Source organism: Variovorax ginsengisoli, assembly GCF_030486595.1.
In the GTDB taxonomy this organism is placed as follows: Bacteria; Pseudomonadota; Gammaproteobacteria; order Burkholderiales; family Burkholderiaceae_C; genus Variovorax; species Variovorax ginsengisoli_B.
Genome location: NZ_JAUJZH010000007.1, coordinates 224,159 through 245,836 on the forward strand (window position 1 = coordinate 224,159; position 21,678 = coordinate 245,836).

Genomic DNA, 21,678 nt, shown 5'->3' on the forward strand with positions numbered 1-21,678 from the left:
CCTTGTCCGATCGCCTGCCCGTCCTGCCCCAATACCTGTTCCCCAAGCAGGCGCTGACCTCCTTCGCCGGCTGGGTGGCGGCCAAGGAACGCGGGTCGGTCACGACCTGGATCATTCGCCGCTTCGTCGCCAAGTACGGGGTCGACATGGGCGAGGCGCTGGCCAGCGACATCGCGAGCTACCGCAGCTTCAACGACTTCTTCACCCGCGCCCTCAAGCCCGGCGCGCGGCCGATCGCCGCCGCCGACCTGGTCTCGCCGGTGGATGGCGCGATCAGCCAGTTCGGCGCCATCGAGGGCGACCAGATCTTCCAGGCCAAGGGGCACCGCTACTCCACCACCGCGCTGGTCGGCGGCGACGCCGCCCTGGCGGCCCGATTCGCGCACGGCAGCTTCGCCACGCTCTACCTGAGCCCGAAGGACTACCACCGCATCCACATGCCCTGCGACGGCCGGCTGCTGCGCATGATCTACGTGCCGGGCGACCTGTTCTCGGTCAACCCGACCACCGCGCGCGGGGTGCCCGGCCTGTTCGCGCGCAACGAGCGCGTGGTGTGCGTGTTCGAGACCGCGCGCGGCCCCTTCGTCCTGGTGCTGGTCGGCGCCACCATCGTCGGCAGCATGGCCACCGTCTGGCACGGCGTGGTCAATCCGCCGCGCGGCGGCGAGGTGCGCGAATGGCGCTACGACGACCAGCAGATCGTGCTGCGCCAAGGCGAGGAAATGGGGCGCTTCCTGCTCGGTTCCACGGTGGTGATGCTGTTTCCGGCACCGCCGCTGGCCTTCACGCCCGCGTGGGCGCCGGGGCGGCCGGTGCGGCTGGGCGAAGCCATGGCCGAATACCGGGCCGACTGAAGCCGCGATCCCGCGGGCCGCATCCCGCTTGTGGATACAGCTATAAAACTTGTAGCAGAACGCCATCTGGGATATAGTCCTCGCCCGATTCCGGGTGCTCCCAGACCCACACAAGAACCACGGCGCCCCGAGGAGATGAAATCGATGAGCAGCAAGGAAAACGCGGCCGTCAGCCAATTGCTGGCGCTGCTGGAAGCCCGTTATGCGCTGCGCGTCCTCTGGGCCCTCCGGGACGGCCACGCCCAGACCTTCCGCCTGCTGCAGGACAGCGTCGGCAGCATCACGCCGAACACCCTGAACACCCGCATCAAGGAACTCCGCGAAGCCGGCCTCGTGAACCATGGCAGCGAAGGCTACAGCCTGACCCTGAGCGGCCAGGACCTGCTCAAGCGCCTGTCGGACCTGCAGGCCTTTGCGGGCAAGTGGCAGCAGACCCAGGTCAAGAAGACGGCGCCGCCACCGACGCCGTAGCCGCTTGCCAGGTCGTTAAACTGCGCGGTTTTCCAACCTTTTCCAATTCCTGAAGGAGCGCACCATGCCCACCACTTCCTCCGGCCTGCAGTACGAAGACACCACGGTCGGCGAAGGCGCCGAAGCCAAGGCCGGCCACCACGTGCATGTGCACTACACGGGCTGGCTCTACAACGACGGCGTCCAGGGCGCCAAGTTCGACTCCAGCCGCGACCGCAACGACCCCTTCGCCTTCTCGCTCGGCGCCGGCCAGGTCATCAAGGGCTGGGACGAAGGCGTCGCCGGCATGAAGATCGGCGGCAAGCGCACCCTGATCATCCCGGCCGCGCTGGGCTACGGCGCCCGCGGCGCCGGCGGCGTGATCCCGCCGAACGCGACCTTGAAATTCGACGTCGAACTGCTCGACGCGCACTGACTGACCCCCACGCTCCTCACTGCGTGTATCGCTGCCCCCCGAGGGGGCCGCAAGCCGCCTTGGGGCGGCCCGGCGCCGGCTTGATATTGGCCCCCACGCTCCTCACTGCGTGTGTCGCTGCCCCCCGAGGGGGCCGCAAGCCGCCTTGGGGCGGCCCGGCGCCGGCTTGATCCCCGGCTCCTCGCCGTTCCCAGAATGCGCCTCCGGGCGCATTTTTTCGTCTTGAAAACCGCCAGCACAGCCCCAAATGGCTGGCTATTGTTCGTTTTTCACTGAATTCCGGCATGGCAGCCGGCTTTTTGAGCATGTCTGACCCGCAAAACACCCCCATTCACCCCGACACCCTGCAAGGCGAGCCCAGCCCCGAAGAGCGCGAGGCCGCCCAGGCGGCGAACGAGGCCGACGCGCTGGCGGCGGCCCAGGCCGAGATCGCCGCGCTGCAGGCCAAGAACGCCGACCTCGCCGACCAGTTCCTGCGCGCCCAGGCCGACGTGCAAAACGCCCGCCGCCGCGCCGACGACGAGATCACAAAGGGCCGCAAGTTCGCGATCGAAGGCTTTGCCGAGAGCCTGCTGCCGGTACTCGACAGCCTCGAAGCCGGGCTGGCGATCCCCGACGCCTCGGTCGAGCACCTGCGCGAAGGCACCGAAGCCACCTTGCGCCAGCTGAAGAGCGCCCTCGAGCGCAACAAGGTGATCGAGATCGCGCCCCCGGCCGGCAGCAAGTTCGACCCCCACCAGCACCAGGCCATCTCGGTCGTGCCGGTGCCGGGCCAGGAGCCCAACACCATCGCCAGCGTCCTCCAGAAGGGCTACACGATCGCCGACCGCGTGCTGCGCCCGGCCCTGGTGACGGTCAGCAGCCCGGGTTGAGAAACCACAAGAAACCCACAGGAAATCCCCGCTCCATCCCTTGAATCGGCACGGGTTATCCACAAGTTCACAACAACTTAATTTTCGAAAGTCCAGGAGAAAAAACATGGCCAAAATCATCGGTATCGACCTCGGCACCACCAACTCGTGCGTGTCGATCATGGAAGGCAACACCACGCGAGTGATCGAGAACTCGGAAGGCGCCCGCACGACGCCTTCGATCGTGGCCTACCAGGAAGACGGCGAAGTACTGGTCGGTGCCTCCGCCAAGCGCCAGGCGGTCACCAACCCCAAGAACACGATCTACGCCGTCAAGCGCCTGATCGGCCGCAAGTTCGAGGAAAAGGAAGTCCAGAAGGACATCGACCTGATGCCCTACAGCATCACCAAGGCCGACAACGGCGACGCCTGGGTCGAAGTGCGCGGCAAGAAGCTCGCACCGCAGCAGATCAGCGCCGAGATCCTGCGCAAGATGAAGAAAACCGCCGAAGACTACCTCGGCGAGCCGGTCACCGAGGCCGTGATCACGGTGCCCGCCTACTTCAACGACAGCCAGCGCCAGGCCACCAAGGACGCTGGCCGCATCGCCGGCCTCGACGTCAAGCGCATCATCAACGAGCCGACGGCGGCGGCGCTGGCCTTCGGCCTCGACAAGCAGGACAAGCGCGACCGCAAGATCGCCGTGTATGACCTCGGCGGCGGCACCTTCGACATCTCGATCATCGAGATCGCCGACGTCGATGGCGAGAAGCAATTCGAAGTGCTGTCGACCAACGGCGACACCTTCCTGGGCGGCGAGGACTTCGACCAGCGCATCATCGACTACATCATTTCCGAGTTCAAGAAGGACCAGGGCGTCGACCTGAGCAAGGACGTGCTGGCCCTGCAGCGCCTCAAGGAAGCGGCCGAAAAGGCCAAGATCGAGCTGTCGAACGGCGCCGCCACCGACATCAACCTGCCCTATGTCACCGCCGATGCCTCGGGCCCGAAGCACCTGAACATCAAGCTCACCCGCGCCAAGCTCGAAAGCCTGGTCGACGAGCTGATCGAGCGCACCATCGCCCCCTGCCGCACCGCCATCAAGGATGCCGGCGTCAGCGTGTCCGACATCAGCGACGTGATCCTGGTCGGCGGCATGACCCGCATGCCCAAGGTGCAGGAAAAGGTGAAGGAGTTCTTCGGCAAGGAGCCGCGCAAGGACGTCAACCCCGATGAAGCCGTGGCCGTCGGCGCCGCCATCCAGGGCCAGGTGCTGTCGGGCGACCGCAAGGACGTGCTGCTGCTGGACGTCACCCCGCTGTCGCTCGGCATCGAGACAATGGGCGGCGTGATGACCAAGATGATCACCAAGAACACCACGATCCCGACCAAATTCGCGCAGACCTTCTCGACCGCCGAGGACAACCAGCCGGCGGTGACGATCAAGGTGTTCCAGGGCGAGCGCGAGATCGCCTCGGGCAACAAGCTGCTCGGCGAATTCAACCTCGAGGGCATCCCGCCGGCCTCGCGCGGCACGCCCCAGATCGAGGTCAGCTTCGACATTGACGCCAACGGCATCCTGCACGTCGGTGCCAAGGACAAGGGCACCGGCAAGGAAAACAAGATCACCATCAAGGCGAATTCGGGCCTGTCCGAGGACGAGATCCAGAAGATGGTCAAGGACGCCGAGCTGAACGCGGCCGACGACAAGAAGAAGGTCGAACTGGCCCAGGCCCGCAACCAGGGCGAAGCCATGGTGCACAGCGTCAAGAAGTCGCTCGGCGAGCACGGCGCCAGCCTGGACGCCGGCGAGAAGGAAAAGATCGAAGCCGCGATCAAGGACGTGGAAGAAGCCCTGAAGGGCGACGACAAGGCCGCGATCGACGACAAGACCAACACGCTGATGACCGCCAGCCAGAAGCTCGGCGAGAAGATGTACGCCGACGCGCAGGCTGCCGCCGGCGCGGCCGGTGCCGCGGCAGGCGGCGCTGGCCCGGAAGCTGCAAGCGCCCCGGCGGACGACAACGTGGTCGACGCCGAGGTCAAGGAAGTCAAGAAGGGCTGATCTTCAGGCCCTGAACGAGGCTGGACCCCCTGGCAAGGCGGTCCGGCCTTTTCCGCTTTCTGCCCCCCGATTTCGCCACCGACCCCCCGACCATGGCCACCAAACGCGACTACTACGAAACCCTCGGCGTGCCCAAGAACGCAAGCGAGGAGGAAATCAAGAAGGCTTATCGCAAACTTGCGATGAAGCACCACCCCGACCGCAACCACGGCGACACCAGCAAGGAATCCGAGGCCAAGTTCAAGGAAGTCAAGGAAGCCTATGAAATGCTGTCGGACAGCCAGAAGCGGGCCGCCTACGACCAGTACGGGCACGCCGGCGTCGACCCGAACATGCGCGGCGGCCCGGGCGCGGAGGGCTTCGGCGGCTTCGCCGAGGCCTTCGGCGACATCTTCGGCGACGTCTTCGGCGGCGCCCGGGGCGGTCGCCAGGGCGGCGGGCGGCAGGTGTTCCGCGGCAGCGACCTGAGCTACGCGATGGAAGTCACGCTCGAGGAAGCGGCCGAGGGCAAGGACGCCCAGATCCGGATCCCGAGTTGGGACGACTGCGACACTTGCAAGGGCTCCGGCGCCAAGCCCGGCACCAAGCCGATCACCTGCACCACCTGCCACGGCCAGGGCGCGGTCCAGATGCGCCAGGGCTTCTTCAGCGTCCAGCAGACCTGCCCGACCTGCCACGGCTCGGGCAAGATCATTCCCGAGCCCTGCACCACCTGCCACGGCCAGGGCAAGATCAAGAACAACAAGACGCTCGAAGTCAAGATCCCGGCCGGCATCGACGACGGCATGCGCATCCGCAGCACCGGCAACGGCGAGCCCGGCACCAACGGCGGCCCGCCCGGCGACCTCTACATCGAGATCAGGCTCAAGAAGCACGAACTGTTCGAGCGCGACGGCGACGACCTGCATTGCGTGGTGCCGGTCAGCATCACCACGGCGGCGCTCGGCGGCGAGATCAACGTGCCGACGCTCAAGGGGGCCGCGGCGATCGACATTCCCGATGGCACCCAGAGCGGCAAGCAGTTCCGGCTGCGCGGCAAGGGCATCAAGGGCGTGCGCTCGAGCTACCCGGGCGACCTGTACTGCCATGTGCGGGTCGAAACCCCGGTCAAGCTGACCGAGCACCAGCGCAAGCTCATGAAGGAGCTCGACGAGTCGCTCAAGAAGGGCGGGGACAAGCACAGCCCGACCGACAAGGGCTGGTTCGACAAGGCCAAGGAATTCTTCAGCTAGCGCATTGCGCCGGCGGCGCCGACCGGCGCGCCGGCGCCGGCAATATCCAGGCGGCCTTCGGGCCGCTTTTTTCTTGTCCGCGTATTCCTGTAGGCGCCGGCGGTGGCGCCGGCGTTGGATCGGAAACAGATGATCCCCGCACCTGCACCCAACCTACAAGCCCTGGCGAAGCCGGCCCACAGCCGTGCCGTGCACGAATCGCCGCATGCTCGTAGCATGTGTTCGGTGGCTGCAGCAGCCCGAGGCGGTTTGGCCAATTGCTGCCGCTTTCTGGAACTTTTTTGCAACGATCAAATTCTTATTTCAAAAGCAATTTGCTCGAAGCGTCGTTTGTTCTATGCTTTGAACAAGTTCATGCCCGAGGGTATTTTCCACAGCGTGCACACATCACCTGGCACCATTCCTGCGAAGAACGATGCGACGTGTGCGGCACGGATTTCCCGGGCAGCGCCCGGCTGACTCGATGGAGGTGTCTATGGTGGATGTCATCAGCAACTTCGCAGCGCGATATGAGCGCACGCGCGAAGAGGTCTTGTCCCTTCAGGAATACCTGGAGATCTGCAAACGGGAGCCTCTGGCCTACGCCACGGCCGCCGAGCGGATGCTCAAGGCCATCGGCGAGCCCGAACTGGTGGACACGCGCAACGACCCCCGGCTCTCGCGCATCTTCGCCAACAAGGTCATCAAGATCTACCCGGCATTCCGCGAGTTCTACGGCATGGAAGACGCCATCGAGCAGGTGGTTTCGTACTTCCGCCACGGCGCCCAGGGGCTGGAAGAAAAGAAGCAGATCCTGTATCTGCTGGGCCCGGTCGGCGGCGGCAAGAGTTCGATCGCCGAGCGCCTGAAGCAGCTCATGGAGCACGTGCCCTTCTATTCGATCAAGGGCTCGCCCGTGAACGAAACCCCGCTGGGCCTGTTCGACGCGGCCGAGGACGGCGAAATCCTCGAAAAGGAATATGGCATTCCGCGGCGCTACCTGCAGCGGATCCTGTCGCCCTGGGCGGTCAAGCGGCTGGAAGAGTTCGGCGGCGACATCCGCCAGTTCCAGGTCGTCAAGCGCTACCCCTCGGTGCTGCGCCAGATCGCGGTCGCCAAGACCGAGCCGGGCGACGAGAACAACCAGGACATCTCCTCGCTGGTCGGCAAGATCGACATCCGCAAGCTCGAAGACTACGCACAGGACGACCCGGACGCCTATGCCTACTCGGGCGGCCTGTGCCTGGCCAACCAGGGCCTGCTGGAGTTCGTGGAAATGTTCAAGGCGCCGATCAAGGTGCTGCATCCGCTGCTGACCGCCACCCAGGAAGGCAACTTCAAGGGCACCGAAGGCTTCGGCGCCATTCCGTTCGACGGCATCGTGCTGGCGCACAGCAACGAAAGCGAATGGAAGGCCTTCCGCAACAACAAGAACAACGAGGCCTTCCTCGACCGGATCTACATCGTCAAGGTGCCCTACTGCCTGCGGGTCTCCGAAGAGATCAAGATCTACGAGAAGCTGGTGCGCAACTCGTCGCTCTCGGCGGCGCCCTGCGCGCCCGGCACCTTGCGCATGATGGCCCAGTTCTCGGTGCTCACGCGGCTCAAGGAACCCGAGAATTCCAGCATCTTCAGCAAGATGCAGATCTACGACGGCGACAACCTCAAAGACACCGACCCCAAGGCCAAGTCGATGCAGGAGTACCGCGACTACGCGGGTGTCGACGAAGGCATGAGCGGCACCTCGACCCGCTTCGCCTTCAAGATCATCTCGAAGGTCTTCAACTTCGACAGCAGCGAGGTGGCGGCCAATCCGGTGCACCTGATGTATGTGCTCGAGCAGCAGATCGAGCGCGAGCAGTTCGCGCCCGAGACCGAGCAGAAGTACCTGTCCTACATCAAGGAGCTGATGGCGCCCCGCTATGCGGAATTCATCGGCAAGGAGATCCAGACGGCGTACCTTGAAAGCTACTCGGAGTACGGCCAGAACATCTTCGATCGCTACGTCACCTACGCCGACTACTGGATCCAGGACCAGGAGTACCGCGACCAGGACACCGGCGAGGTCTTCGACCGCGGCTCGCTCAACGCCGAGCTCGAGAAGATCGAGAAGCCCGCGGGCATCAGCAACCCGAAGGACTTCCGCAACGAGATCGTCAACTTCGTGCTGCGCGCGCGGGCCGGCAACGCGGGCAAGAACCCGCTGTGGACCAGCTACGAGAAGCTGCGCACCGTGATCGAGAAGAAGATGTTCTCGAACACCGAGGAACTGCTGCCGGTCATCAGCTTCAACGCCAAGAGCAGCGCCGACGAAATGAAGAAGCACGAGGATTTCGTCAACCGCATGGTCCAGAAGGGCTATACGGCCAAGCAGGTCCGCCTGCTGTGCGAGTGGTATTTGCGGGTTCGCAAGAGTTCATGATGAACTGAAGGAGTTCTGTCCGTGGCCATGCTGCAGCAGATCATCGACCGCCGGTTGTCGGGCAAGAACAAGTCCATCGGCAACCGCGAACGTTTCCTGCGACGCTACCGTGAGCAGATCGGCGAGGCTGTGCGCCGCGCCGTCAGCGGCCGCGGCATCCGCGACCTCGAACAGGGCGAGGACATCACGCTGCCCAAGCGCGATGTGTCCGAGCCCGTGTTCGGCCACGGCCAGGGCGGCGACCGAGAGTACGTGCATCCAGGCAACAAGGAGTACGTCAAGGGCGACCGCATCGAGCGGCCGCAGGGCGGCGGCGGTGCCGGCAAGGGCTCGCAGGCCGGCGACGGCGAAGGCGGCGAGGACGATTTCGTCTTCAGCCTGACCAAGGAAGAGTTCATGCGGGTCTTCTTCGAGGACCTCGCCCTGCCCCACCTGATCCGCACCCAGCTGGCCGAAGTGCCCGAATGGAAGAGCCACCGGGCCGGCTTCGTGAGCGACGGCAACCCGAGCAACCTTCACGTGGTGCGCTCGATGCGCGGCGCACTGGCCCGGCGCATCGCGCTGGGCGGCGACTCGCGGCGCGAGATCCGCGAGCTCGAAGCCCACCTGCTGCACCTGCAGCGCAGCCCGCGCGTGGCCGATGCCCTGGTGCAGCGCGAGATCCGCGAGACCGAGGCCAAGCTCGAAGAGCTGCGCAGCAAGGCCAAGCACGTGCCCTTCCTCGACCCGATCGACCTGCGCTACCGCAACCGGGTCAAGGTGCCGGTGCCCTCCGCCAAGGCCGTGATGTTCTGCCTGATGGACGTCTCCGGCTCGATGGACGAGGCCCGCAAGGACATGTCGAAGCGCTTCTTCATGCTGCTCTACATGTTCCTGACCCGGCACTACGAGAAGATCGACCTGGTCTTCATCCGCCACCACACCCAGGCCTCCGAGGTCACCGAAGAAGAATTCTTCCACGCCACCGAGACCGGCGGCACCGTGGTCTCGAGCGCCCTGACCTTGATGCTCGAGATCGTGCGGGCTCGCTACCCGAGCGGCGAATGGAACATCTACGGCGCCCAGGCCAGCGACGGCGACAACTGGCACCAGGACTCGGGACGCTGCCGCGAGCTGCTGGCCGACCACCTGCTGCCGCTGGTGCGCTACTACGCCTATGTGCAAGTCGCCGAAGCCGAGCAGAACATGTGGGAGGAGTACTCGCAACTGGCCGAATCCCACAAGAATTTCGCCATGCGCAAGGTCAGCGACGCGCAGGACATCTACCCGGTGTTCCGCGACCTGTTCAAGAAAGAGAGGGGGCCGGCGTGAACGAGACCACGAAGACACGGACGCCATTGCCCAGTCCGTCGGACTGGACCTTCGAGCTGATCGAGCAGTACCACAGCGAGATCGCCCGGGTGGCCAAGGGCTACAAGCTCGACACCTACGCCAACCAGCTCGAGATCATCACGGCCGAGCAGATGATGGACGCCTATGCCTCGGTCGGCATGCCGGTCATCTACCGTCACTGGTCCTATGGCAAGCAGTTCATCGCCACCGAGAAGAACTACCGCCGCGGCCACATGGGCCTGGCCTACGAGATCGTGATCAACTCCGATCCCTGCATCGCCTACCTCATGGAAGAAAACACCATGGCCATGCAGGCCCTGGTGATCGCCCATGCGGCCTACGGCCACAACAGCTTCTTCAAGGGCAACTACCTGTTCAAGATGTGGACCGATGCGTCGTCCATCATCGACTACCTGGTCTATGCCCGAAAGTACATCAGCGAGTGCGAGGAGCGCCACGGCGTCGGGGCGGTCGAGGATCTGCTCGATTCCTGCCACGCACTCATGAACCACGGCGTCGACCGCTACCGCCGGCCGCAGCGCCTGTCGCTGAGCCAGGAGCAGGCCCGGCGCGAGGAACGCGAGCACCATCTGCAGCAACAGGTCAACGACCTGTGGCGCACCCTGCCGCGCAAGAGCGGCCGCACGGCCGAAGACGAAGAGGCGTCGAAGCGCTTCCCGGCCGAGCCCCAGGAAAACCTGCTCTACTTCATCGAGAAAAACGCACCATTGTTGGACCCCTGGCAACGCGAAGTGGTGCGCATCGTGCGCAAAATCGGGCAGTACTTCTATCCGCAGCGCCAGACCCAGGTCATGAACGAGGGCTGGGCCACCTTCTGGCACTACACCCTGCTCAACACGCTCTACGACGAAGGCCTGCTGGCCGACGGCTTCATGATGGAGTGGCTGCAGTCGCACACCAACGTGGTGTTCCAGCCGCCGATCGGGCATCGCGCCTACAGCGGGATCAATCCCTATGCGCTGGGTTTCGCGATGTTCACCGACCTGCGGCGCATCTGCGAAAAGCCGACCGAGGAAGACCAGCGCTGGTTCCCCGACCTGGCGGGCTCCAATTGGCTGACCTCGCTCGATTACGCCATGCGCAATTTCAAGGACGAGAGCTTCATCGGGCAATTCCTGTCGCCGAAATTGATGCGTGATTTCCGCTTTTTCACGGTCCGCGACCAGGAAAGCGAGCCCGAGCTCGAGGTTTCCGCCATCCATGACGACAGCGGCTACCGGCAGCTGCGCGAATCCCTGTCGCGCCAGTACGACCTGAACCACCGCGAGCCCAACATCCAGGTCTGGAGCGTGAACCTGCGCGGCGACCGCGCGCTGACGCTGCGCCATACCCAGCACAACAACCGCCCGCTGCACGACAACGCCTCCGAGGTGCTCAAGCACGTGGCGCGGCTGTGGGGCTTCGACGTCCACCTCGAGAGCGTCGACAGCCAGGGCCGGATCAGCCACCGGAAGGTGACCGGGCCGCAAGCGGCCTAGCGGACTGACTGGCGTGGGACTTTGAGCTTGGCGCGGGCCTTCAGCGCCAGGTCGCGGGCGTGGCAGCCCTCGATGTGGTCGTTGACCAGCCCCATGGCCTGCATGAAGGCATAGACCGTGGTCGGGCCGACGAAGCTCCAGCCGCGCTTCTTCAGGTCCTTCGACATCGCGATCGACTCGGGCGAGGTCGTGAAGCTCTGCAGGGCCGCGTGCGTGATCCGCTTCGGCCGAGAGGCCGGATCGGGCTCGAAGCGCCAGGCGTAGGCCGCCAGCGAACCGAACTCGCGGCGCAGTTCGATCACGCGGTGGGCATTGTTGATCGCCGACTCGATCTTGCCGCGATGGCGCACGATGCCGGCGTCGGCCAACAGCCGCTCGACGTCCTTCGGGCCGAAGCGCGCCATCTGCTCGGCATCGAAATCGGCGAAGCCGCGGCGGAAGGCGTCGCGCTTGTTGAGGATCGTGAGCCAGCTCAGGCCGGCCTGGAAGCCCTCGAGGCACAGCTTCTCGAACAGGCGCCGGTCGTCCGTGACCGGGAAGCCCCATTCGCCGTCGTGGTAGCGCTGGTAGAGCGGCGTTGCGGCGCACCAGCGACAGCGCCAGGCGCGGTCTTCGCCTTCGAACAGGCCGGCTCGCTCGACCGTCATCCCGCAGGCTTCCGGAACGACTGCCAGGCGGCCGCGGTCGGCGTGGTGCCCGCGCCGGGCTGCTGCGGCAGGCGGAAGTGGCCATCGACGACCTCGGCCGGCTCTGTGAAGCAGTCCTTGATCCACGGGATGTACTCGAGCACCTCGCAGGCCGGATGCGCGTAGCTCAGGTGCACGTGGACCTGGCTCATGTCGCCCGCGTGCGGCGCCACCGGCAGGCGGAAGGAATGGGCGGTCTCGCACACCTGGAGCACCTCGGTGATGCCGCCCATGCGCGTGACGTCGGGCTGGACCCAGTGGATCGCCTGCTGGGCGAAGAACTCGGAGAAGGCATCGGCGGTGTAGAGCTGCTCGCCGAGCGCGACCGGGATGCGGGTGGCGCGGGCCAGCGCCGCGTGGCCCTTGACATCGTCGTACCACAGGGGCTCCTCGAACCAGAGCAGGTCGAAGGGCTCCGCGCCGCGGCAAAAGCGCAGGCAGGTGGCGAGATCCCACTTGCCGTTGCCGTCGATCGCCAGCGTGACGGACGGCCCGATGGCTTCGCGCACGGCCTCGATGCGACGCAGGTCGCGGTCCACGCTGGAGCCGACCTTGATCTTGATGCCGGTGAAACCGTCATCGACCGCGCGCCGGGCGCCGTCCACCAGTTGCGCGTCGCCGATGCTGAGCCAGCCGATGTCGGTGTTGTAGGCCCGGACCCGCGGCCGCACCTGGCCGCCGAGGAGTTTCCACAGCGGCACGCCGGCCGACTTGGCTTTCAGGTCCCACAGCGCGACATCGATCGCCGCCAGCGACAGCGTCGTGATGCCGGCCCGGCCGATCCATTGAAGCGCGGGGTTGCGCGCCAGTTTCTGCCAGAGGCGACGGACGTCGCCCGCGTCCTCGCCGAGCAGGAGCGGCGCATGGCAGGTCGCGATGCAGCGCGTGATCAGCTGGTCGCCCGCCAAGTCGGCGTGGGTGCCGGTGAAGCCATGGCCGACCAGCCCGTCCTCGGTCTCGATCCGCGCGCCGATCACGCCCCAGTGCGTCAGGGTGTGCGTGCTGTCGGCGATCTGGCTGCCGGTGACCGGCACGTGCAGGATGAAAGGTTCGACCGAGACGATCTTCATTTGGCGCCGCTCACGCGCACCAGCGCCTCGATCGCCAGCGGATAGCCCTTGACGCCGAAGCCGACGATGATGCCGCGCGCCGCCGGCGAGATGTACGAATGGTGGCGGAACTCCTCGCGCGCATGCACGTTGGAGATGTGCAGCTCGACCAGCGGCACGCTGGCGCCCTTGATGGCGTCGTGCAGTGCGACCGAGGTGTGGGTGTAGGCGCCGGGGTTCATCACCACGCCGAGCATCCGGCCGGCGGCGACTTCGCGTCCGGCCTCGTGGATCCAGTCGATCAGCTGGCCTTCGTGATTGGACTGCCGGCATTCGATCTCGATACCGAGCGTGGCGCCGGTCTCCAGGCACATGCGCTCGACGTCGGCCAGGGTTTCGTGGCCGTACTGCGCGGGCTCGCGCGTACCGAGGAGGTTGAGGTTCGGGCCATTCAGGACAAGAATCTTTTTCATGGCTCTCTTTTTATCAGGTGCGGCACCGCATTTTCGGCCCGCCCGCCGGATCGGGCAAACGCGGCGGCCGGCCGCCCGCGGTCCGCGCGCGGGTCGAGCGCCAGCGCTGTGGGCCTCGCTGGCCGGCCAGGGCCTGCTCGATCCGGCGCTGGTGCCCGGACCATGAAGCCGCTGCGCATCGACGCCCACCAGCACTACTGGTCGCCGGCGCACGGCGACTATGGCTGGCTGGCCGATACGCCCGCCCTGCACGCCATCCACCGGGACTTCGCGCCGGCCGACCTGGCGCCGCTGCTGGACCGCGCCGGTATCGACGGCACGGTGCTGGTCCAGGCGGCGCCGAGCGAGGCCGAGACCTGGCGGCTGCTCGCGCTCGCCGCCGAACCGGCGAGCCGCGTGCGCGCCGTGGTCGGCTGGACCGCGCTGGACGCCGCCGACGCACCCGCTCGCATCCGCCGGCTGGCGCAGCAGCCGCTGCTCAGGGGACTGCGGCCGATGCTGCAGGACCTGCCGGATCCCGAATGGGTGCTCGGCGACGCCCTGCTTCCGGCCTGGGCAGCGATGATCGAACAGGGACTGGTCCTGGACCTGCTCATCAGGCCGCACCAGATCGATGCCGCGCGCCGGCTCGCGCTGCGTCACCCGGGGCTCGCGATGGTGGTGGACCATGGCGCCAAGCCCGCCATCGCGGCCGGCGGCTTCGAGCCCTGGGCCGGCGACATGGCGCGGCTGGCGGCCGAGACGCGGGTCCACTGCAAGCTGTCCGGGCTGGCCACGGAAGCCGGCCCCGGCTGGCGAGTCGACGCCCTGCGGCCCTATGTCGCGCACCTGCTGCGCCATTTCGGTCCGGCCCGGTTGATGTGGGGCAGCGACTGGCCAGTGTTGAACCTCGCGGGCGACTACGGGCGCTGGCAGGTCGCCTGCGACGAATGGCTGGCCGACCTGCCGGCCCCGGAGCGGGCCGGTGTATGGGGCACGAACGCGGCCCGGTTCTATGGCATAAAGTGAGCGACGCGCCGGGATTCCCCGGCGCCTTTTTACTTTCTGCACGCCATGAAAACCAAAGCCGCCGTCGCCTGGAAAGCCGCCGCCCCCCTGACCATCGAAACCGTCGACCTCGAAGGGCCGAAATTCGGCGAAGTACTGGTCGAGATCAAGGCCACCGGCATCTGCCACACCGACTACTACACCCTCTCGGGCGCCGATCCCGAGGGCATCTTCCCCGCCATCCTGGGCCACGAAGGCGCAGGCATCGTGGTCGACGTCGGCCCCGGCGTCACGAGCCTCAAGAAGGGCGACCACGTCATTCCGCTCTACACGCCCGAATGCCGCCAGTGCAAGTTCTGCCTGAGCCGCAAGACCAACCTGTGCCAGCTGATCCGCGGCACCCAGGGCAAGGGCCTGATGCCCGACGCCACCAGCCGCTTCAGCCTGGACGGCAAGCCGATCTTCCACTACATGGGCACGTCGACCTTCAGCAACTACACGGTGGCGCCCGAGATCTCGCTGGCCAAGATCCGCGAGGACGCGCCCTTCGACAAGGTCTGCTACATCGGCTGCGGCGTGACCACCGGCATCGGCGCCGTGATCTTCACGGCCAAGGTCGAGGCCGGCGCCAACGTGGTGGTCTTCGGCCTCGGCGGCATCGGCCTGAACGTGATCCAGGGCGCGAAGATGGTGGGCGCCGACAAGATCATCGGCGTCGACCTGAACCCGGCGCGCGAAGCGATGGCGCGCAAGTTCGGCATGACGCACTTCATCAACCCCAAGGACACGCCGAACGTGGTCGATGCGATCGTGCAGCTGACCGACGGCGGCGCCGACTACAGCTTCGAGTGCATCGGCAACACGCAGGTGATGCGCCAGGCGCTCGAGTGCACCCACAAGGGCTGGGGCCGCAGCATCATCATCGGCGTGGCCGAAGCCGGCGCCGAGATCAGCACCCGGCCGTTCCAGCTGGTCACCGGCCGCAAGTGGGAAGGCTCGGCCTTCGGCGGCGCACGCGGCCGCACCGACGTGCCCAAGATCGTCGACTGGTACATGGAAAACAAGATCAACATCGACGACCTGATCACCCACACCATGCCGTTGGAGGACATCAACAAGGGCTTCGACCTGATGAAGCGCGGCGAGTCGATCCGCGGCGTCGTGCTGTACTGAGCATCGCCATGACGCGGATGCAGCCGCTGCGCACGGTCCGGGCCGGCGTGCTCGAGGTCGCCTACTTCGAGGCCGGCCCCGCCGACGGGCCGCCCGTGCTGCTGATGCATGGCTTCCCCTACGACATCCACAGCTACGCCGAGGTCGCGCCGATGCTGGCCGAGGCCGGCTGCCGGGTCGTCGTGCCGTACCTGCGCGGCTACGGCGGCACCCGCTTCCTGAGCGATTCGACGCCCCGCTCGGGCGAGCAGGCCGCGCTCGGCGCCGACCTGCTGGCGCTGCTCGACGCGCTGTCGATCCCGCGCGCGCTGCTGGCCGGCTACGACTGGGGCGGGCGCGCCGCCTGCGTGGTGGCCGCGCTATGGCCCGAACGCTGCGCCGGCCTGGTCTCGTTCAACAGCTACAACATCCAGGACATCGCGAAGGCGATGCGCCCCGAAGTGGCCGAGAACGAGCACCGGCTCTGGTACCAGTACTACTTCCACAGCGAACGCGGCCGGGCCGGGCTGGCAGCCGACCGGCGCGGCATCACGCGCCTGCTGTGGCGGCTCTGGTCGCCGACCTGGTCCTTCGACGAAGCCACCTTCGAGCGCAGCGCGGCCGCCTTCGACCATCCCGACTTCGTCGAGGTGGTGATCCAGTCGTACCGCCATCGCTTCGGCCTGGCGCCCGGCGATCCGGCCTATGCCGACATCGAGGCGCGGCTTGCCGCCCAGCCACCGATCGCCGTTCCCGCCATCACCTTCGACGGCGCCGACGACGGCGTGCGGCCGGTGAGCGACGCATCCGCGCACGCGCACCGCTTCACCGGCCCGCGATCGCACCGCATCGTGCCCGGCGTCGGCCACAACATGCCGCAGGAAGTGCCGCGCGTCTTCGCCGACGCGGTGCTCGAACTCCTTTCCGCATCGAATCCATGACCGACAGCCCCAAGACCCTTTCCGAACACCGCTGCTTTGGCGGCACGCTCCGCTTTCTCGAACACGACGCGCGCACGATCGGGCTGCCGATGCGCTTCTCGGTCTTCCTGCCGCCGCAGGCCGCCAACGGGCCGGTGCCGGCCGTGATGTACCTCGCCGGCCTGACCTGCAACGAGGAGACCTTCATGGTCAAGGCCGGCGCCCAGCGGCTGGCGGCCGAACTCGGCCTGGCCTTGATCGCGCCGGACACCAGCCCGCGCGGACCGGCGGTCGAGGAAATCGAAGGCGCGACCGCCAGCTGGGATTTCGGCGTCGGCGCCGGCTTCTATCTCGACGCCACCGAGGCGCCGTGGTCCCGGCACTGGCGCATGGAAAGCTGGATCGTCGACGAGCTGCTGCCGCTGGTGGCACGACACCTGCCGATCGACGGCGAACGCATCGGGGTCTTCGGCCATTCGATGGGCGGCCACGGCGCCCTGACCCTGGCACTGCGCCATCCGGGCCGCTTCCGGTCGCTGTCGGCGCTGGCGCCGATCTGCGCACCCACCCGGTGTCCGTGGGGCGAGAAGGCCTTCGGCGGCTATCTCGGCACCGACCGCGCGCGGTGGCTGGCGCACGACGCCAGTGCACTGATGCAGGCGCAGGCGAAGGCGCCTTACCCGCGAGGGATCCTGATCGACCAGGGGCTGGCCGACAAATTCCTCGCCGACCAGCTGCATCCGCAGCACTTCGAGGCCGCCTGCGCGCAGGCCGGCCAGCCGCTCACCTTGCGCCGGCACGCCGGCTACGACCACGGCTACTATTTCGTCCAGAGCTTCGTGGCCGATCATCTGGCGCACCACGGCAACGTGCTGCGGGGCTGAGCACATGTCGCCGCCACCGCTGCCCGAACGCGAGGACATCGCCCTGCTCGAACCCTTCGAGGGCCTGGGGCTGAAGGACATCCGCGTGGTGGCCAGCGCCGAAGACGCGGCGAGCGCCGCCGCGGCCCTGCGCGCCAGCCGGGTGGTCGGCTTCGACACCGAGTCGAAGCCGACCTTCGCCAAGAACGAGGTCTCGGGCGGGCCGCACGTGATCCAGTTCGCCACCCGCGAGCAGGCCTGGCTGTTCCAGCTGCACCGCAGCGAGTTCCACGACACGCTGGCGACGCTGCTCGGTGACCCAGGCCTGACCAAGGCCGGCTTCGGGTTGTCGAGCGACCTGAGCCTGATCCGCCAGCGCTTCGGCGTCGAGCCGCAAGGCGTGCTCGACCTCGACAGCGAATTCCGCCGTCGCGGCTACCGGCGCTCGGTCGGCGTCAAGACCGCCGTGGCGCTGGTGTTCGAGCGCCGCTTCGTCAAGTCGCGCAAGGCCACGACCTCGAACTGGGCCAACCGGCAGCTGACCGACGCCCAGCTGCGCTACGCGGCCAACGACGCCTACGCCGCGATCCGGGTCTTCGACGCGCTGGGCCTGCGCGCCTGATTCAGGGCCCGGCCCACCACGCCCGCACCTGCGCCACCAGTTCCGGCAGCGGCGCGGTGGCGTCGACCGCCAGCACGCCCGGCTCGCCGACCGGGGACTCCAGCGTGGCGAACTGGTTGGCGACCAGGCTGGCCGGGAACATGTGGGCGCCGGCCCGCGCCGCCACCCGGCGCTCGGCCTCCGCCGGCGTCAAGGCCAGGAAGACGAAGCGCAGTCCGGGCGCGGCCGCGCGCAGCCGCTCGCGGTAGTCGCGCTTCAAGGCCGAGCAGGTCAATACCGCGCCTTCGGGCCGGCGCGCCAGCTCGGCGCCGAGGGTCGCGAGCCAGCCGGCGCGGTCGGCATCCGTGAGCGCGATCCCGGCGCGCATCTTGCTGACGTTCTCGGCCGAGTGGAAGTCGTCGCCCTCGATCAGCGGCAACCCGGCTGCCAGCGCGAGTGCCGCGCCGAGGCTGGACTTGCCGCAACCGGAGACGCCCATGACGACGGTCGAGTACTGTTTGGGAACGTAAAGCTTAGGCATTCACTCAATTGTGTGTCCATCTCTACTTATGATGGCGGCCTTCTTCCAGAAGTAACAATTCGTGTCCATGGTACAGCTTGCCCTGCGTCGTCCGTACACCTTTATCGTGATGGCGATGCTGATCGTGCTGGCCACGCCTTTCGTGCTGCTGCGGATGGCGACCGACATCTTCCCGGAGATCAACATTCCGGTGATCAGCATCATCTGGAACTACGGCGGGCTGCCGGCGCAGGAGATGGGCCAGCGCATCGCCGGCCAAACCGAGCGCAGCCTGACGACGACGGTGAGCGACATCGAGCACATCGAGTCGCAGTCCTTGGCCGGCGTGACCGTGATCAAGGTCTTCTTCCAGCCGACCGCCAACATCGAGACCGCCATCGCCCAGGTCGTGGCCTCGATGCAGACCCAGGTGCGGCAGCTGCCGCCGGGCATCACGCCGCCGCTGGTGATCAAGTACTCGGCCTCCAGCATCCCGGTGATCCAGCTCGCGCTGTCGAGCCCGACCCGGCCGGAAAACGCCCTGTTCGATGCCGCCGTCAACCAGCTGCGGCCCCAGCTCATCACGATCCCGGGCGTGGCCGTGCCCTTCCCCTACGGCGGCAAGAACCGGCTGATCTCGGTCGACCTCGACACCCAGGCGCTGCAGGCGCGCGGCCTGTCGCCGGCCGACGTGGTCAACGCGGTCAACGCGCAGAACCTGATCCTGCCCTCGGGCACGGCCAAGTTCGGCGCCACCGAATACAGCGTGCGCCTGAACGGCTCGCCGGAGGTCCTGGCCGGACTCAACGACCTGCCGGTGCGCACCGCGGCCGGCGCCACCACCTACCTGCGCGACGTCGCCAACGTGCGCGACGGCTTCTCGCCGCAGACCAACGTGGTGCGCCAGGACGGCGTGCGCGGCGTGCTGCTGTCGGTGCTCAAGAATGGCGGCGCCTCGACCCTGGACATCGTCGCCAACCTGCGCGCCCTGCTGCCGGTGGCCGCCCAGGGCATGCCGGCGGACATCAAGGTCACGCCGCTGTTCGACCAGTCGGTCTTCGTCAAGGCCGCGGTGCAGGGCGTGGTCGCCGAGGCCGTGATCGCCGCCGCGCTGACCGCCGCGATGGTGCTGCTGTTCCTCGGCAACTGGCGCAGCACGCTGATCATCGCACTGACGATCCCACTGTCGATCCTGGCCTCGATCCTGGCGCTCTACGCGCTCGGACAGACGCTCAACCTGATGACCTTGGGCGGTCTCGCGCTCTCGGTCGGTATCCTGGTCGACCAGGCGATCGTGACGATCGAGAACATCGAGCGCCACCTGCACATGGGCACCGAGCTGAACCAGGCGATCCTGGTCGGCGCCGGCGAGATCGGCCCGGCCGCGTTCGTCTCCACGCTGTGCATCTGCATCGTCTTCGTGCCGATGTTCTTCCTCTCGGGCGTGGCCAAATTCCTGTTCGTGCCGCTGGCGATGGCGGTGGTCTTCGCGATGCTGGCTTCCTACCTGCTGTCGCGTACGCTGGTACCCACCCTGGTGATGCTGCTGATGGGCAAGCAGCCGCACGCCGCGGGCAAAGGCAAGGCCAGCCTGCTGCAGCGCGTCTACCGCAGCTTCGACCGCCGCTTCGAACGGGTGCGGCGCGCCTACACGCTGGTGCTGTCGGCGCTGCTGGCGCGGCGCGGCCGCTTCATCGTGCTGTTCCTGGGCTTCTGCCTGCTGTCCTGCCTGCTGTACCCGGTGCTGGGCCGCGATTTCTTCCCGAGCGTGGATGCCGGGCAGATCCGGCTGCACATGCGCGCACCGACCGGCACCCGCATCGAGGAGACCGCGCGCCTGGCCGACGAGGTCGAGGCGGCGATCCGCGAGCTGGTGCCGAAGGACCAGCTCGAGACCATCCTCGACAACCTGGGCGTGCCCAACAGCGGCATCAACCTCTCGTACAGCAACGCCGGCACCATCGGCACGCTCGACGGCGAGATCCTGCTGTCGCTGCGCGACGGCCACCGGCCGACCGAGGAGTTCGTCTCGCTGCTGCGCGCCGAGCTGCCCAAGCGCTTCCCGGGCACCGAGTTCTTTTTCCAGCCGGCCGACATCGTCACCCAGATCCTCAACTTCGGCCTGCCGGCCGCGATCGACGTCCAGTTCAGCGGCAACGACGTCGCCGGCAATGCGGCCCGCGCGGCCGAGCTGGTGAAGGCGATCCGCAAGATCCCGGGCGCGGTCGACGCCCACGTCCACCAGCGGCTCGACGGCCCCGGCCTCAACCTGCAGATGGACCGCAGCCGCCTGCAGCAGTTCGGCCTGACCGCGCAGAACGTCGGCCAGAACGTGCTGATCGCGCTGTCGGGCAGCTCGCAGACCCAGCCGGCGTTCTGGCTCAACCCGCAGAACGGCGTGGTCTACAACATCGCGGTGCAGACGCCGCAGTACGCGGTCGACTCGCTCGACTCGCTGCTCAATCTGCCCATCGGCGGCGGCGGCGCGGCCGGCAACGCACCGCCGCAACTGCTGGGCAACCTGGTGGAGGCGCAGCAGGGGCGGCAGCCGGCCGTGGTGTCGCGCTACAACATCCAGCCGGTGGTCGATGTCTATGTCAGCGTGCAGGGCACCGACCTGGCGAGCGTGGCGACCAAGGTGCAGGCGCTGGTCGACGAGATGCGGCCGCGGCTCGCGCGCGGCCGCCAGGTGGCGGTGCGCGGCCAGGTCCAGACCATGCAGTCGTCGTTCATCGGGCTCGGGGTCGGGCTGGCGATGGCGATCGTGCTGGTCTACCTGCTGATCGTGGTCACCTTCCAGTCCTGGCTCGACGCCGCGATCATCATCACCGCCCTGCCCGCGGCGCTGGCCGGCATCGCCTGGATGCTGTTCATCACCGGCACCACGCTCAGCGTGCCGGCGCTGACCGGGGCCATCATGACCATGGGCGTGGCCACCGCCAACAGCATCCTGCTGGTGGCCTTCGCGCGCGAGCGCCTGGCCGCCGGCATCCCGCCGCTGTCGGCGGCGCTGGAAGCGGGCGCCACCCGGATCCGGCCAGTGCTGATGACCGCGCTGGCGATGATCATCGGCATGATCCCGATGGCACTCGGCCTCGGCGAAGGCGCCGAGCAGAATGCCCCGCTGGGCCGGGCCGTGATCGGCGGCCTGCTGTTCGCGACCGTCTCGACCTTGTTCTTCGTGCCCGCCGTCTATGCCGAGATCCACAGCCGCCGGGCGCATCGCCAGGCCGCACGCGACGCGGCCGCCGCACCTCATTCGCTCGGGGCCGCGCCCCAGGAGACCTGATTCCATGAACGCAGCGCC

20 protein-coding genes are annotated in these 21,678 nt (G+C 67.2%); 16 read left to right on the plus strand and 4 right to left on the minus strand.

Going from position 1 to position 21,678, the window contains the following annotated elements:
• Positions 1-2: 2 nt before the first annotated feature.
• From asd to QZH52_RS12435, 10 genes are all read left to right on the plus strand, one after another.
• The gene (gene asd / locus QZH52_RS12390; protein ID WP_301809111.1) at positions 3-854 is read left to right on the plus strand and encodes an archaetidylserine decarboxylase; all 852 of its coding nucleotides are present in this window, start codon (positions 3-5) and stop codon (positions 852-854) included.
• A 144-nt stretch (positions 855-998) separates the two neighbouring features.
• A complete protein-coding gene (locus tag QZH52_RS12395) occupies positions 999-1,325 on the plus strand; it encodes a winged helix-turn-helix transcriptional regulator (RefSeq protein ID WP_286508103.1) in 327 nt (108 codons plus the stop codon).
• Between the two features lie 64 nt (positions 1,326-1,389).
• Complete coding sequence (locus QZH52_RS12400) at positions 1,390-1,740, plus strand: FKBP-type peptidyl-prolyl cis-trans isomerase (protein WP_286508104.1); 351 nt, start codon at positions 1,390-1,392, stop codon at positions 1,738-1,740.
• A gap of 305 nt (positions 1,741-2,045) precedes the next feature.
• Positions 2,046-2,612, plus strand: coding sequence for a nucleotide exchange factor GrpE (gene grpE, locus QZH52_RS12405; protein ID WP_286535691.1), 567 nt, complete (start codon positions 2,046-2,048; stop codon positions 2,610-2,612).
• A 106-nt stretch (positions 2,613-2,718) separates the two neighbouring features.
• On the plus strand, positions 2,719-4,656 hold the full coding sequence (gene dnaK, locus QZH52_RS12410; RefSeq protein ID WP_301809116.1) for a molecular chaperone DnaK: 1,938 nt from the start codon (positions 2,719-2,721) through the stop codon (positions 4,654-4,656).
• Between the two features lie 92 nt (positions 4,657-4,748).
• Positions 4,749-5,888 carry a molecular chaperone DnaJ gene (dnaJ, locus tag QZH52_RS12415; RefSeq protein WP_301809118.1) on the plus strand — a complete coding sequence of 380 codons (1,140 nt, stop codon included), beginning with the start codon at positions 4,749-4,751 and terminating at the stop codon, positions 5,886-5,888.
• 129 nt (positions 5,889-6,017) lie between these two features.
• The gene (locus tag QZH52_RS12420; protein WP_301809121.1) at positions 6,018-6,347 is read left to right on the plus strand and encodes a hypothetical protein; all 330 of its coding nucleotides are present in this window, start codon (positions 6,018-6,020) and stop codon (positions 6,345-6,347) included.
• 19 nt (positions 6,348-6,366) lie between these two features.
• Entirely contained in the window at positions 6,367-8,289 is a 1,923-nt protein-coding gene (locus QZH52_RS12425; RefSeq protein ID WP_286526450.1) for a PrkA family serine protein kinase, read from the plus strand.
• 27 nt (positions 8,290-8,316) lie between these two features.
• Positions 8,317-9,600 (plus strand): YeaH/YhbH family protein, encoded by a 1,284-nt coding sequence (locus QZH52_RS12430; RefSeq protein WP_436411573.1) that lies wholly within the window; start codon positions 8,317-8,319, stop codon positions 9,598-9,600.
• Positions 9,504-11,120, plus strand: coding sequence for a SpoVR family protein (locus tag QZH52_RS12435; protein ID WP_436411574.1), 1,617 nt, complete (start codon positions 9,504-9,506; stop codon positions 11,118-11,120). The genes QZH52_RS12430 and QZH52_RS12435 overlap by 97 nt, the downstream gene beginning before the upstream one ends.
• On the opposite strand, the gene QZH52_RS12440 is transcribed toward QZH52_RS12435, so the two are convergent.
• The 3 genes from QZH52_RS12440 to aroQ are packed head-to-tail and all read right to left on the minus strand — an operon-like array spanning position 11,117 to position 13,328.
• Positions 11,117-11,767, minus strand: a complete 651-nt coding sequence (locus QZH52_RS12440) for a DNA-3-methyladenine glycosylase I (RefSeq protein ID WP_286535684.1) — start codon at positions 11,765-11,767, stop codon at positions 11,117-11,119. The two genes, QZH52_RS12435 and QZH52_RS12440, sit on opposite strands and share 4 nt — an antisense overlap.
• The gene (locus QZH52_RS12445) at positions 11,764-12,876 is read right to left on the minus strand and encodes a mandelate racemase/muconate lactonizing enzyme family protein (protein ID WP_301809127.1); all 1,113 of its coding nucleotides are present in this window, start codon (positions 12,874-12,876) and stop codon (positions 11,764-11,766) included. Before QZH52_RS12445 ends, QZH52_RS12440 begins: the two co-directional genes overlap by 4 nt.
• Positions 12,873-13,328: a type II 3-dehydroquinate dehydratase gene (gene aroQ / locus QZH52_RS12450; RefSeq protein ID WP_301809130.1), complete on the minus strand. Its 456-nt coding sequence runs from the start codon at positions 13,326-13,328 to the stop codon at positions 12,873-12,875. The genes QZH52_RS12445 and aroQ overlap by 4 nt, the downstream gene beginning before the upstream one ends.
• Positions 13,329-13,499: 171 nt before the next feature.
• Here aroQ and QZH52_RS12455 point away from each other — a divergent pair, with 171 nt between their 5' ends.
• The 5 genes from QZH52_RS12455 to QZH52_RS12475 are packed head-to-tail and all read left to right on the plus strand — an operon-like array spanning position 13,500 to position 17,872.
• On the plus strand, positions 13,500-14,336 hold the full coding sequence (locus tag QZH52_RS12455) for an amidohydrolase family protein (RefSeq protein ID WP_301809288.1): 837 nt from the start codon (positions 13,500-13,502) through the stop codon (positions 14,334-14,336).
• A gap of 45 nt (positions 14,337-14,381) precedes the next feature.
• Positions 14,382-15,488, plus strand: a complete 1,107-nt coding sequence (locus QZH52_RS12460; RefSeq protein ID WP_301809131.1) for an S-(hydroxymethyl)glutathione dehydrogenase/class III alcohol dehydrogenase — start codon at positions 14,382-14,384, stop codon at positions 15,486-15,488.
• Positions 15,489-15,496: 8 nt separating this feature from the next.
• Complete coding sequence (locus QZH52_RS12465) at positions 15,497-16,408, plus strand: alpha/beta fold hydrolase (RefSeq protein ID WP_301809133.1); 912 nt, start codon at positions 15,497-15,499, stop codon at positions 16,406-16,408.
• Complete coding sequence (gene fghA, locus QZH52_RS12470; RefSeq protein WP_301809136.1) at positions 16,405-17,271, plus strand: S-formylglutathione hydrolase; 867 nt, start codon at positions 16,405-16,407, stop codon at positions 17,269-17,271. Before QZH52_RS12465 ends, fghA begins: the two co-directional genes overlap by 4 nt.
• Before the next feature lie 4 nt (positions 17,272-17,275).
• Positions 17,276-17,872: a 3'-5' exonuclease gene (locus QZH52_RS12475; RefSeq protein WP_286535678.1), complete on the plus strand. Its 597-nt coding sequence runs from the start codon at positions 17,276-17,278 to the stop codon at positions 17,870-17,872.
• 1 nt (position 17,873) lies between these two features.
• Here the strand turns inward: QZH52_RS12475 and QZH52_RS12480 are convergent, their stop codons facing one another.
• Entirely contained in the window at positions 17,874-18,392 is a 519-nt protein-coding gene (locus QZH52_RS12480) for a gluconokinase (protein ID WP_301809138.1), read from the minus strand.
• 61 nt (positions 18,393-18,453) lie between these two features.
• Between QZH52_RS12480 and QZH52_RS12485 the strand changes: the two genes are divergently transcribed.
• The gene (locus QZH52_RS12485; protein ID WP_301809140.1) at positions 18,454-21,660 is read left to right on the plus strand and encodes an efflux RND transporter permease subunit; all 3,207 of its coding nucleotides are present in this window, start codon (positions 18,454-18,456) and stop codon (positions 21,658-21,660) included.
• The last annotated feature ends 18 nt before the right edge of the window (positions 21,661-21,678 follow it).